This is a genomic window from Halobacteriovorax sp. (genome assembly GCF_041587335.1).
In the GTDB taxonomy this organism is placed as follows: domain Bacteria; phylum Bdellovibrionota; class Bacteriovoracia; order Bacteriovoracales; family Bacteriovoracaceae; genus Halobacteriovorax.
This window is the reverse complement of sequence record NZ_JBFGYP010000013.1, coordinates 1-15,173: the sequence shown is the minus strand read 5'-3', so window position 1 is coordinate 15,173 and position 15,173 is coordinate 1. Positions and strand designations below refer to the sequence as shown.

At 36.5% G+C, this 15,173-nt stretch carries 4 protein-coding genes; 1 reads left to right on the top strand and 3 read right to left on the bottom strand.

The genetic code is table 11. The features are described from left to right. Positions 1 to 240 precede the first annotated feature (240 nt). Positions 241 to 624: a hypothetical protein gene (locus ABX784_RS03585; protein ID WP_372652657.1), complete on the top strand. Its 384-nt coding sequence runs from the start codon at positions 241 to 243 to the stop codon at positions 622 to 624. Positions 625 to 681: 57 nt separating this feature from the next. On the opposite strand, the gene arfB is transcribed toward ABX784_RS03585, so the two are convergent. The 3 genes from arfB to ABX784_RS03570 all read right to left on the bottom strand — a co-directional run. Next, entirely contained in the window at positions 682 to 1,077 is a 396-nt protein-coding gene (gene arfB, locus ABX784_RS03580; protein WP_372652655.1) for an alternative ribosome rescue aminoacyl-tRNA hydrolase ArfB, read from the bottom strand. Beyond that, a complete protein-coding gene (locus ABX784_RS03575; RefSeq protein WP_372652653.1) occupies positions 1,077 to 13,514 on the bottom strand; it encodes a tandem-95 repeat protein in 12,438 nt (4,145 codons plus the stop codon). Before ABX784_RS03575 ends, arfB begins: the two co-directional genes overlap by 1 nt. Before the next feature lie 179 nt (positions 13,515 to 13,693). Beyond that, positions 13,694 to 15,173, bottom strand: a 1,480-nt coding sequence (locus ABX784_RS03570) for a peptide chain release factor 3 (RefSeq protein WP_372652651.1), incomplete at its 5' end; no start/stop codon positions are given.

Here is a 15,173-nt window from a genome sequence, read left to right as displayed (position 1 = left end):
CTATAATGTTATGGTCCCTAGAGATAGGGGCCTTTTTTTTGAAATCAGAAAATACTTACGAATATTAACGAATTCTTATTGTATTCTTTTAAGTCTCTAGTTTCTTTTGAATTGTCCTCTAAAATTGTCAATTTTTTTTACATATAAACCTTACTCAGTTTTCTGTTTAATCTCCACTTTTTCTGTATTACTGGCAAACTAGTCCTTATAAATAATATCGTTGTTAACTGAGGAGAAAATATGAAAAAGTTATTAATTGGACTACTTATGCTTGGAACTACATCAGCTTTAGCCTGTGACTTTCAAGGTGATAAAAGTGATCTCGTAAAGTCTTCTAATATAAAGTGTAATAGAATTTCTAATACAGCTACAATAGAAAACCCAAAGGTTGAAATAGACGGAGAATTCTTCAACATTACAGCAGTTTATGTTAACGATAGATCTCACTATATATCTAACTATTCACAGGATAAATTATGTAAGTTGTTCGGTTTTACTGAAAGTCGTGGTGTAGAGCATAAAAAGCTTTATTCTTACTTTAATGATGCTTACTCTTTTGATCATGATGGTTTATATGATCAGTCGTATTATCATGCTCCAATTTCAAGTATTAAATGTCATTAATACTTTTGATGTAAGTTATAATGGAGGTCTTTCTAGGCCTCCTGTATCTACTACTCTTTAGAATTTTTCTTGCCTTAATTTCTTTGTAAGACCTTTTGATTTCTTTTCTTTAATACGTTTTTCTTGAGAAGATCTTGTAGGTTTTGTTTTAACTCTTACTTTTTTAAACTCTTTTGCCTTACTAATCAGTTTCATAAGCTTTCTAAGGCATTCATCTTTATTGAGCTTTTGTGTTCGATGTAAGCTGGAAGTGATAATAACACTACCACCTTCTTTAATTGAGTTTGGATACTTAAGTTTGAAGTTTTCTTTCTCTCGGTAGGTAAGAAGTTTTGAATCGTAGATATTCCAAGAAAGGTTTGCTTTTGTATTTAGCTTATTAACATTCTGGCCTCCTTTTCCGGACGCCCTTGAGAATGTGAATTGTACTTCTTTTTCTAGTAATTCAATCATTATGGAAGAAAGTATTCACCAACACCATAGAGCCCATTCTGTTCAAATGGGAAGATGATGGAGTTGTTGGTAGGATTATAGTCCATTTTTAAACCACGGCAGTAAAGATTTGATATTGGCCAACTCATAAGTCCAAGGTCTGTATTAGTTGTAATATTATGTTTGTATATTTTACCAGAATAGCAGTAGTAAAGTACATCTGTTCCAGACTCATTTAACCATAATGCAGACTCGTCGATATTTCTAGCTGTTTGAGCTAACTTAACCGCATTTCCACCTGGTGTAATTGACCAAACATGTCTATCCACTCTATATTTACCAGCAAGTATCCACCTATTATTTACAGAATCCCACCATGTATTTGATCCCCATGAATCATAGTAGGGAACCTTACAAGAGGCTGCAGAACTTCCCGAAGTACATATTCCACTGTAACCACCAGTATATGTTTCAGTACCGTTTGTCCCTGCAAGATGAGCTTGTGTAAAGGAACTAGTTGAGTCATAGGTCTTGAGTGCAAAATCCTCCCAATGAATATCTGGTGAGTTATACCTCATTCTAGACATCAATATTTTACCATCCCCAAATCCAATAGGAAGTCCGTGACTTTGGTTTCCGGATGTTGAACCATTAATATTCAAGCCAGTTACACCATCTCCATCCCAAAAATTTGTGGCACCAGAGCCAATTATTCTTTCCCATAGATTTGTAGATCTATTAAGTCTAACAATATCACCGTTACCACCTCTACGTACCATAACATTTCCATTTGTTTTATCAACTACCCAGTATGAACCAGTATAGAAGGGCTGCGTTTTAGGGTCAGATGTAAAGTTTTGATAGCCATAGTTACCGTTTCCAGCGATAATATTAATATTTCCCTCAATAGTAAATTCTTTATAATAATAAGAAAGAGGGTCCGCTGTTATGATTTTTCCATTATCTAATCTTGCAACTGTATTTATATTTGAAAATCGTGCGTTAAGAGCATTAATATTGTCTCCGTAGGCCGGGTGCTGACCAAATAGCGTTACAACTTTTCCATCAGAGTCTACAGTTCTAATTTGACCTGCATCAATGAAATAAAATTTACCATTGGCCGTAACAAAGAAATCTTGAATATCCATATTACAAGAGAGCGCAGCAGTTCCATCGTCACATCTTCCTCTTGTTCCACTTCCTAGGACTTTAGTATATGTACCATCCCAGTTATTTCTCATAATATAGTTTCTATCGATTGTCTTATATTGATTTCCGTCCATACCTGTTATTGGAAAATATCTATAATATCTGTAACCATCATAATAAAGATCATTTCTTGCTACAAAAGTTTCAGGATCTAGGTAAGCATTTGTATACCTATCATTATAATCATTACAAGTTCCGTAGCTATCTTCATGATATGTCTGAACCATTGCTCCAGTTAACTGAGAGTTCGTTGGATTGAAGGCAAGACCGAAATGTGAAATTCGACATTCTAATATATTTTGAGAGTTGTTTAATGCATCTCCTGTTCCTGTTACATATTTAGATGTAACTTGACCAGTTGCTGATTTAAATATTCTTAATCTATAGTTTGCTGCATTCCAGTTCTTTATTCCATAATCAGACATAAAGTAGATATCACCATTTGGTGTTGCAAAGAATGGAATATTTCTCGCTGACCAAGAATTTGTTGAGTGGTTATATATCTGTACATCTAGTGGATTTGAAACTGTGTCAGCTGTATTTGAGCCTCCGCCAATAATTGTTTCAATTGTTGGTGTTGCTTCATTTAGATTTACTCTTCGTATTCTATTTCTATCTAGAATTAATAATCTATTTTGGAAGTCTAGAGCAATTTTAATAGCGTAGTTAATTGTTGCATTCGTTGCAGCGCCACCATCACCTGAGCTTGTTCCTGTTTTACTGATGAAAACTTTTTGCTTCCCGTCTTGAGGGTCAACAATAAGTATTCCTCTTTTATAGTCATTAAAGTATACAGTACCATTTTCAGTTACGACTAGAGATCCTGGATCAGCTTCTGATCCATTCTTTCTAGTAAAGAACATTGCTGAAAGTGCTGATCCTCCAAGTCCAGATTCAGTATTACCTGCAATAATTTTAATCGTATCTGAGTTTAGTGGATTAGAGATAGATTGAGCACTGAGGTCAGTAGTGTCTGTTACTTTAACTCTTATCTTGTAAGAGTCGTTATAAGGTGAGCCTCCTGTCCATTTAAAACAACCTTCGTTTGTTTCTAGAGTATATCCAGTACAGCCATGATTAGTATTAGCATCTAGTGATTCAGCTCCAGAGATAAGAGTGAAGTTAATCTCATCTTGTGAGTAGTAAATTGAAATAGCACCAGTTGGAAAAGCAGAGTTGTCAGTAACTTTGTATCTAATGAATACATCTGAACCTGCTGGAACTGATGACTGAGCTCTAGTTGGAGGATTCGGTGTACTTGGTGTATTTGCCGCTATAACATCAGCAATTGATGGAGGCTCTCCTGGGTCATATATTCTTGTTAATTTATCCTGAGCGTTTGTTCCAACTCCAGCATTTGATAGAGTTGAAATATTTGTCGCTTCATCTTTAACCCATGCGTATACAGGTATTGAAACATTTGAGTTCCATCCTAGGAGGTGATAGTAGTTTCCATTTAAGTTTAAATTCTGCGTTACAGGTAATCCAATTGATGGGTCATTAACTGCTACCCAACATTGATCATCCACTAGAGGAGCGACTGTATCATCACTCTTTATACATATATGTGATATCCCCACTTGAGAATTTTGACTTGTTGCTGTCATACTCATAGGAATATTAGGATTCTTTGTTGGATTACTCGCTGATGTTGATAGTACGCTTATTGTAGGTATATCAGTTTCTCTTATCCACGTTCCTGAAACTGTCGTTGTATTAGACATGGCATTTGTCTGTGCAAAGTTATATGTTCTAGTCGCATCTGCTGTTTCGCTACTAGATACCCATGACCATGATCCAGAAGAGCATGATGTTGTAGTTGTTTCACTTCCTGTTATGTTAATTGTTAATCCAGCTTCACAGTTACCATTAAATGTTTGTGTATCTACATTAGTTTTATATGAGTTCTCAGCAATTGTAAGTGCCGGACCTGTTGTATCTCTTGTCCAGGCAATTGTTATATCAGAAGTATTTCCTGCTGGATCACTTTGAGTAAGAACAAAATTTCTCGTTCCATCTGTAGAATACGTTGGTGTAGTCCACGACCAGTTAGTAGAAGAACAACCAATTGTTGAGCTATCATCTCCTGTGATCACAATTGAGTTTGTTCCTTCACATGACCCAGAAAATGTGAGTGAGTCATGGTTTGTTGTTTCTGTAATCGTTCCACCAGCACTGGCCGTAAATGGACTAGTTGCTTCAAAACTTGGTGGGGTAGCGTCTCTATCCCATGATAATGATAAAGATGTAGATGTATTTCCGGCACCGTCAGTCTGAACTAAAGAGTAAGAATAGTTTCCGTCTACCGTTTTTGGTGATGGTGTCCAAGTCCATGTTCCTGACGAACATGCAAATGAAGTTGTTTCGTCTCCAGTTACTGAGATTGTATACGTTCCTTCACAAGTACCACTCCATTGATTTGGAGTATTATTCTTCGTAAAGTCTGGAGAAACTCCTCCTGTTTTAGCTAGTGATGGTGCTACTTCATCTCTAATTAAATTCCTTGAATCTGATGTAGTATTTCCTGCTACATCTGTTTGAGAAGTGATTATATTTTTTGTACCATCTCCGTTGGAGAAATTTATTAATTGAGAAAATGTTCCCCCAGAACAGGCAATATCAAAACTTGTTTGGATATCCCCACTGAAGTTTACGTTTGTACCAGTTTCACAGTTTCCGGTAATTGTAGCACTTGATGTGTGATAACTTCCATCTGCTGGAGATGTCACAGTAAGAGCTGGGGGAGTTGAATCTACATCAAAATCCACAGAAGTGACTGTTCCAAGGTTACCTGCTAAGTCTGTAAAATCAATTTTAAATTTAGCATTTGATATATCTAAACTTGGAGTCGTCCAAGAGAAGTTGAAAGGAGTACTTGATAATGATCCATTACTCGATGCTTTTGTTCCAATTGTTGACCATGAAGAGCCATTATAGAATGAGACAGTATAGTCAAGAGCAGTACTTGAGTTTGTTTCCGTTGTTGTCCAGTTTAGAGTATTACTACTTCCTCCCTTTAGTGCTACTGGATCTACAGCAGCAATCGATGGGAGAACAGTGTCGTAAGTAATGTTAATGTTTGTAGAAGTGTTTGAGACGTTACCGTTGCTGTCTTTAGACCATGCTTTTACTCCATGAATTCCCTGTGAAGTGTCTGCAAGTGTAAAGGTTAGAGCTGAAGCTGTTGTTGTACACGATTGCCAACCAGCTGCTCCTGCTGTCGGTTGAGTTCCTTCATTGAAGAATATCGAAGGAGTATCTGTACAGCTACTTGCTGTAAATGTTGTTGCTGTTGAGTTTGTATATAGTGATGAAGAGAGCGCAATTGCTGGAGCGGCAGGTGCTGTTTTATCAGTAACTGTAATCGTTACAGTTTCTACTGAAGCAGCATCAATTGTTCCATCATTCGCTATAAATGTAAAAGTGTCAGTTCCATCAAAGTTTGCATTGGCATCGTAGTCACATGTTAGATCAGGTCCATAGCTTCCAGTTGTAATACAAGAGGATAGAGTTCCATTTGATGGGGCCGATACTATTTTATAACTTAGAGTATCACCATCTACGTCCGTTCCATTAGACAAAGTAAGTGATAGAGTTACATTATCATCTGTGGAGAAACTTTGATTAGAGGCCATTACTGGTTTATCGTTAATTGAGTTCACTGTTATTGAAACAGTCGTATTTGCGACAGAGTCTAGGGCACCATCATTTACTTTATAAGTAAATGAATCAGCTCCATTGTAATTTGTGTTTGGTGTATATGTACAAGATTGAGCTGTACAATTAACTACTCCATTTGAAGCATTTGTTACAATGACGTAAGTCAAAGAGTCTCCGTCAACGTCACTTCCAGAGTTTAGTGTGAAGTTATCCACTGTGTCTTCATTTGTTGATATTGATTGGTTTGCTGCTTTTACTGGAGCATCATTAACCGGGCTTACTGTTATTGTTACAGTATTAGTTGTTGAATCTAGTGATCCGTCATTCACTTTATATGTGAAAGAGTCTGTTCCATTAAAATTTAATGATGGAGTATAGTCACAGGCCCTAGATGTTCCGCCTGTACAAGATAAAGTTCCATTTGAAGCTGTAGAAACTACGATATATGAAAGTGTGTCATTTTCTGTATCTGCGCCGGCCGTAAGGTTAAAGTTTAATAATGTGTCTTCTAGAGTATTCACACTTTGGGTTGAAGCAAGTGTTGGAGCATCATTTACTGCTGTGATATTTACTGTCACTGTACTTGTTGTAGAGTCAAGAGCTCCATCATTAACTTTATATGTGAATGTTGTAGTTCCATTATAATTTGCTGCAGGGGTATATGTACAGGCCCTAGATGTTCCTCCTGTACATGATAAGTTTCCAGATGCTGGATTGGCAACGATGATATAGCTAATAGAGTCACCATCTATATCTGACCCTGCCGTTAAGTTAAAGTTATATGCAGTATCTTCATTTGTTGTAATAGACTGAGTGGCGGCAAGAGTTGGTGCATCGTTTACAGGAGTTACTGTAATTGAAACGGTTGAAGATGTTCCTGATTCAAGTGATCCATCATAAGCTCTATAAGTAAACGAATCTGATCCATTAAAGTTAGAACTTGGACTGTAATCACATATTATATCAGTATTCCATGTCGTAGTATTAGTACAATTTGTTAAAGTTCCACTTGTAGGATTTGTTGTAATCTTATATTGAATTAATCCTGTCGCAGTTTCTTGGTCAGTGGCACCGTTAAGTGTTACTGAATAGCTAGTATCTTCATTTGTAGTAAATGATTGATCTGCTAGCATCACAGGAGCGTCGTTAACTGCATTAATTGTAATTGTAACAGTTGCTGTATTAGAATCTAGTGCACCATCATTTACTTTATAAGTGAAAGTTCTAGTCCCATTTTCATTTGGAGCAGGAGTGTAGTCACAATTTCTAGATGTTCCGCCAGTACAACTAAGTGTTCCATCTGACGGGGGAGCTACTATAGAATATGTAAGAGTCGCTGAATCAATATCAGAGCCACTATTTAAGTTAAAATTAATTAATGTGTCTTCATTTGTTGAAATGGCCTGAGTTGCTGCAACAGTTGGTGCATCGTTGATTGGGTTAACTGTTATATTTACTGTAGAAGATGAAGAAGATTCAAGTGCTCCATCATAGGCCTTATAGGTAAAAGAGTCTGATCCATTAAAATCAGCACTTGGTGTATAGTCACAAATGATATCCGTACTCCATGAAGAAGTGTCAGTACAATTTGTTAAAGTTCCATTTGCTGGCGCCAATGTTATTTTATATTGAATTGAACCTGTCGCAGTTTCTTGATCAGTCGCTCCATTTAGGGTTAAAGAGTAGCTTGTGTCTTCATCTGTAGTAAAGGATTGATCAGCAAGCATAACGGGAACATCATTTATTGCATTTATAGTAATTGTTGCAGTTGAAATATTTGAATCGAGAGTTCCATCATTAACTTTATATGTAAAAGTTCTCGTTCCGTTCTCATTGGGAGCAGGAGTATATGAACAATCTCTAGAATTTCCTCCTGTACACGAAAGGGTTCCATCAGATGGGTTTGTTACTATGATATATGTTAATGTATCATTTTCAATATCTGATCCCGCATTTAGAGAGAAGTTTAATAATACATCCTCATCAGTTGTAAGAGATTGAGTTGAGGCCAATGTTGGTGCGTCATTGATTGATGTTACAGTGATTGATACAGTCGAAGAGGCAACAGACTCTAGAGCACCATCATACGCTTTGTATGTAAATGAGTCAGATCCGTTAAAGTTTGCTGTAGGGTTATAATCACAAGTAATATCCGTATTCCATGTAGTAGTATTAGTACAGTTTGTGAGGGTACCATTTGTAGGGGCCGCAGTAATTTTATACTGAATTGAGCCCGTTGCTGTCTCTTGGTCAGTCGCTCCATTTAGTGTCACTGAATAAGATGTGTCTTCATCTGTTGTAAAAGACTGGTCGGCCACCATTGCTGGAGCGTCGTTTACTGAGTTGATTGTTATCGTAACAGTTGCTGTATTAGAATCTAGTGCGCCATCATTTACTTTATAAGTGAAAGTTCTTGTTCCATCAACATTTGCAGCAGGCGTGTAGTCACAATTTCTAGAAGTTCCACCAGTACACGAAAGAGTTCCATCTGAAGGAAGAGCCACTACAGAATATGTAAGAGTCGCTGAATCAATATCAGAGCCACTATTTAGATTGAAATTAACTAGAGTGTCTTCATTCGTAGATACGGCCTGAGTTGAAGCTACCGTTGGTGCATCATTGATTGCATTTATAGTAAATGAAATTGTGGCATCACTTGAAGAATCTGTAAGCCCATCATTTGCACGATAGGTAAATGAATCTGATCCATTAAAGTCAGTACCTGGTGTATATGTACAAGATAAATCAGTTCCTGGAGAACTTGTAATACAGTTTGATAATACACCATTTGATGGAGGAGTTATAACTTTGTATGTAATTGTCTGGGCCGGAATATCTACATCTGTAGCACTATCGATATTAAAGTTTATCGCTACGTCTTCGTTAGTTGTAAAACTTTGATTTGCTGCAATTTCTGGAGGGTCATTTTGCGCCGTAATATTTATGGTCACTGTGGCAGTTGTAGAATCAAGCGCGCCATCATTAACTTTATAAGTAAATGTTTCAGTTCCATTATCGTTGTTGTCTGGAGTATAGGTACAGTCTCTAGATGTACCTTCTGTACAGTTTAGTGTTCCAACTGTTGGTTGTGTGAGAATAATATAGCTTAATGTATCATTCTCAGTATCTGATCCAGCATTTAAAGAAAAGTTTAATACTGTATCTTCATCTGTTGAAACTGATTGAGTTGCTGCTAAAGTAGGGGCATCGTTCACCGAGTTTATTGTTACAGATACAGTAGATGATACAGATGATTCTAATGAACCATCATAAGCTCTATAAGTGAATGAATCTGATCCAAAAAAATCAGCATTAGGGTTATAGTCACAGATAATATCTGTGTTCCACGTAGTAGCATCAGTACAATTTGTTAAAGTACCATTTGTAGGAGCAGTCGTAATTTTATACTGAATTGAGCCCGTTGCTGTCTCTTGGTCAGTCGCTCCATTTAGTGTTACCGAATAAGATGTATCTTCATCAGTTGTAAAAGACTGGTCGGCCACCATTACAGGAGCATCGTTTACTGCATTAATTGTTATCGTAACTGTCGCTGTATTTGAATCTAGAGCGCCATCATTTACTTTATAAGTGAAGGTTCTTGTTCCATTCTCATTGGCAGCTGGAGTGTATGAGCAGTCTGTAGAAGTTCCACCTGTACAAGTGAGTGTTCCGTCAGAAGGAGGAGTTACGACTGAATAAGTAAGAGTTGCAGAATCAATATCAGTTCCACTATTTAGATTGAAATTAACTAGAGTATCTTCATCTGTAGTTACTGACTGTGTAGCCGCGACTACTGGAGCGTCATTTACTGGAGATATAGTAATTGAGACAGTTGATGAAATTGCAGATTCTAATGATCCATCATAGGCCCTATAAGTAAATGAGTCTGATCCATTAAAGTCAGCGCTTGGATTATAGTCACAAATAATATCTGTATTCCATGTCGTGGCATCAGTACAATTTGTAAGGGTTCCATTTGTAGGAGCAGTAGTTATTTTATATTGAATTGATCCAGTTGCAGTCTCAACATCAGTCGCTCCATTTAATGTCACTGAATATGATGTATCTTCATCTGTTGTAAAGGACTGGTCGGCCACCATCACTGGAGCGTCGTTTACTGCATTGATTGTTATCGTAACAGTAGCAGTATTAGAATCTAGTGCGCCATCATTGACTCTATAGGTGAAAGTTCTTGTTCCATTTTCATTGGCAGCTGGAGTGTATGAGCAGTCTGTAGAAGTTCCACCAGTACAAGTAAGTGTTCCATCTGAAGGAGGAGTTACTACTGAATAGGTAAGAGTGGCCGAATCAATATCAGAACCACTATTTAAATTAAAATTGACTAGTGTATCTTCATTTGTAGATACTGCTTGAGTTGAGGCTACCGTTGGAGCATCATTAACAGGAGATATTGTTAAGTTAACAGTAACAGTATTTGAATCTGCTGTGCCATCATTTGCTTTATACGTAAAACTATCAGATCCATTAAAATCACTACTAGGGGTATATGTACACGAACTTCCATCTACTCCGGCACAGCTTAATACACCGTTTGAAGTCGTAGAAACAACACTATGGCTCAATGTGTCTAAATCAACATCTGTTGCTGAATTTAATGTGAAATTTAAAACATTATCTTCTGGAGTTGTTTCTGTTTGACCAGATGCTAGCTCAGGAGCGTCATTAACACTATTTATCGTGAAAGATACTGTTGCCGTTGAAGTTGAGTTTGTATCACCATCATATACTTCATAAGTAAATGAGTCTGTTCCATTGAAATTTAGGTTAGGTGAGTATGTACAATCTCTATCTGTTTTATAGGTTGTATTATCTATACAGCTTGAAAGGGTACCATTTGTTGGTGATGTGATAACTTTATAAGAAAGTGTCTGAGCAGGTATATCAATATCTGAACCTGAGTTTATTGTGAAATTAAAGGTTGTATCTTCATCTGTTGTTAGAGATTGGTTACTTCCTATTATCGGAGCATCGTTTACAGGATTAACTGTTATACTCACAGTCGTAATATTCAAAGAGTCAGCTGTTCCATCGTTTACTCTATATGTGAAGCTGTCACTACCATTATAGTCAGCATTAGGAGTATAAAGACAACTCAAGTCAGTATCAGAGGCCATACAACTAGTTAATGTACCCTGAGATGTTGTTGAGACTATTGAATAAGTAAGAGTATCTCCATCTATATCACTACCAGTATTTACATTAAAGGATAGAGCCGAATCTTCATCTGTAGTTTGAGAGAAATCAGAAGGTGATACAGGAGCATTGTTTATAGAGTCGTAAGAAATATTTGAAGTTATACTGTCACTACCACAAGTCCAGTTTATTACAGCAGACTTGGCCCCTTTAGATGTCGGTGTAGGTCTTACTACTATATTGCAACTTGCTGATACTGCTAAATCATTTGAGGAGCAATCATCCGTTGTTATCTCAAACTCTGAACTATTAGCTCCACTAAGAGTTGCATTACTACAAAAATCTGCACTCGCTTGACCACTATTTGATACTGTAAAGGTTTGGTTTGAGCCGTTTGATTGATTCAGTGTATCTGCATAGGTGTGAGAGGTAGGTGATACCGATAGTATAGGTTTATTTATAGCGATGTTTGCACTTTCAAGTATCTTTGTGTTTCCAAGAGAATCTTCAAAAGTCACTCTAAAACGTGCATTAGACACAAGTATATTTGGGAGAGCATAACTTAATGTATATGTTTCATCATCAATTTCTCCAGCGACAGATGCTACATTTCCAATATTACTCCACGATGAACCATCAAAGAAATCAACCATGAAGTTTTGTGTTCCATCATTGTTTTTTTCAGTAACGTCCCATTTTATATCAATTGTTCTATCTGCTCTGTAGTTGGAGGCCAGTGAGTTAAACGCCATTGTAGGCTCTGTTGTATCAACTTCAATAGATAAGATCTTTGCTGAACTTCTATTTCCATTGATATCAATTGCCCAAATGTTTAAATCAACAATGCCATCAGTACTTTTTTGTATTGCATAGTTTAAGTTTTGTGTATTTTCAGCTGTACACGCAATATTGAAATCACTATCAGATGGGAAGTCATTGTCTTCAGTTATAGCTAGATTAGAAAAAGTCTCACAGTTAGCATAAATACCTGAAGAAACTTCTGCTCCTGTCTGTATATCTAAAATAATATTTTTATCACCAGTAGGGTTTGTAGAAGCTACATTTAAATTAAAGTTTGGTGAAACTGTTTCAAATGTATCTTCTATTGGTATTGTGTACTCTAATAAGTGATACGGATAGCTTGTATCAACATCTAGGTCTCCTGAATTCTTTTTACCAACTTTTAGAACTACACTGTAAGACGTTGGTGAGTTTGCTGAAGGTGTGAAACTCCATGAAGCATTGTTTGAAACTTTATTATCATTTAAGATCCACTCATAAGCGACTTCATAATCATTATTCCAATGGTTTGTGTTCACTGTGTAAGTATAGTTGGATTTCTCTTTAAGTGATTCATCTACATTTATAGAACTTACTTCTGGTGCAGCAGATAATAATAACTCTGGCCCATTTCCTTCAAATGTTTGTTGGAACTTTTCTTTAAGACCAAGTGATGATTCAAGTTTGGCGTAAACTTCTTCTTCGGTGTCTGTGGCCTCAGTATTTTCTTCTAGCTCTTTAGTTGCATTGTGAAGAGCATTGCTATCAATTGTATCTAAATCTAGTTCTAAACTAGATCTTATGATACTCGAAATAAGAGTTGTTGCCGGACCTAAGTTTTGACTCTCATAGAAACTTGTAATGATTCTTTGATAGTTTACACTACAGCCACTTGTTCTAAGAATATACTTGGTTGGAATTTCTACATCTAACTGAAGCTCTTCAGGGTCAAATATAAAATCTGTCGTAGATTTTAAATTTTCTTGATTAATTGGGTTATCTGCAATCACTGACATTGTGTGAGCATCAAATAATTCTATCTTAGGATTTACACAGTTTGCTGAATATGCTGAATTTATAAGTAGCGAAGAGTCTACTTTTGTAATTGATCCTATTAAAGCAGGAATACTTCCTCTTATAATTTTTGTTTTTGACGTATTTGAAGAGCCTGCACTAGACGATTCATTTGTTGTAGAGCTCTCGGTTGTTTCTTCTTTTTTAGTGCTTGACCCTGTAGCGTAGGTTACACCTTCTTTATTACTCTTTTTATTTCTATCTTTGTCGCTAGATCTATCTAGGTTGTATGTCTTACTGTCATAACCTACAAGAGGTTCCTGGTTTAATTGATCATCTATGGTTTTCTTAGTCGATTTCTTTTTATTTGTAGTACTTTTATTTTTTTTACCAATTGAAGATGTTCTCTTTTGTTTCTTACTTTTTGTTATTTTTTCTTTATTATTTTTTGTGATTTTTGAAGGGGAATTACCTGAGCTACTTACTGATCTTTTTATCAGTCTATACTTTCTCTCAAATTTCTTAGGGGCCTCTTTGCTTGTAGTATTTTTCTCAGAGTTTAAGCCCTTATTAACTACGACTCCACCTATTGCAAGAAATGCAATGACAGCTGCTCCAATAGTTAATTTATTTAGACTCATTTTATTCCCTATATGTTGTACCTAAAATATTAATCGGCATAACCTATTTTACCCTTGAATCAAAGGGGCTTAAGATTACATTAATTTTTAAGTACTTAGGGAGTCTAATCTTTAGAAGTACCTACAGTTAAGTGCCTCATTAAAGAGACACTTTTTACTGTATGTACCTGATTTTATGATTAATGAGATTTTTTGAAGTCAGATGTTGAGTAGAACTCAACTTCTTCATTCTTTTCCATAACAAGCTTAAGATCCCATTCACTTCGAACTGCAAAGCATGGACGGTTTTTATTATCGTAGACTATATTTGAACCATTCTTTTGAATAAATTGATCTTTTTGTACATCATTTTTAAACTTTAGCCATCGAACACCTACGAAACCATAGCCTTCGTATTCACCACGGACATTGTATTCACTTTCAAGTCTATGTTTCACAACTTCAAATTGAAGTACACCAACTGCTCCAAGAATTTTCTCTGGGCTTGTATGTCTTCTAAAGAGCTGTACAGTTCCTTCCTCAGAAAGTTGTTGTAGCCCTTTATCAAGTTGCTTTGCTTTCATTGGATCTTTTAGAAGAACTTTTCTAAAGATTTCAGGTGCAAAGTTTGGAATTCCAGTAAACTCTATTTTTTCACCATTTGTGAATGTATCTCCAATTTGAAATTTCCCAGTATCGTGAAGACCAATAATATCTCCTGGGTAGGCCTTCTCTGTGATTTCTCTGTCTTGTGCCTGAAACATTAGAGGAGAAGCTATCTTTATATCTTTGCCGGTCCTAACATGATGAATTTTTGTATTTCTCTCAAATACACCAGAGCAAACTCTCATGAATGCAACTCTGTCTCTGTGTTTCTTATCCATATTCGCCTGAATTTTGAAAATAAAACCTGTGAAGTTCTTCTCTGTTGGAAGAACGTCTCTAACATCAGATTTCTCATCAAATGGAGCAAGCTTCACTTCTCTTGGGGCAGGTCCAGGAGCACTGCCTGAGATCATATCTAGAGTTTCTTGAACTCCAAAGTTGTGAAGAGCTGTACCAAAGAATACTGGAGTCATAATCCCTGCTAAGAATTCTTCTTCTATAAATTCTGGCATCATTTCTGTAACCATCTCTAGGTCTTCTTCTAGCTTTTCAACTAATGCTTCTCCTACATAGCTCATTACAGCTTCTGATCTAAGATCACTTGCGTCGAGCACAGTTGCACTGTCTGGGTCATTTCCTTCGTCAAAACTTCTAATTGTTTTTGATGCAATATCATAAACACCCTTGAAGTCTACTCCACTACCTACAGGCCAAGTCATTGGAACACATTGAATTGAGCAAATTTCTTCAATATTATCAATGAGCTCAAATGGATCCATTGCATCTCTATCAAACTTATTCATAAAAGTTACAATAGGGGTGTCACGTAGGCGACAGACTTCCATTAGTTTCTGTGTCTGTGCTTCAACACCCTTTGCTGAGTCAATCATCATGAGTACAGATTCAACGGCCGTGAGAGTTCTATATGTATCTTCAGAGAAATCCTTGTGACCTGGAGTATCTAGTAAGTGCATCGCTCTTTTATTATATGGGAAGGACATAACAGAGGACGTAATTGAAATTCCTCTCTCTTTTTCCATCTCCATCCAGTCAGACTTTGCATAGTTTCCTTGC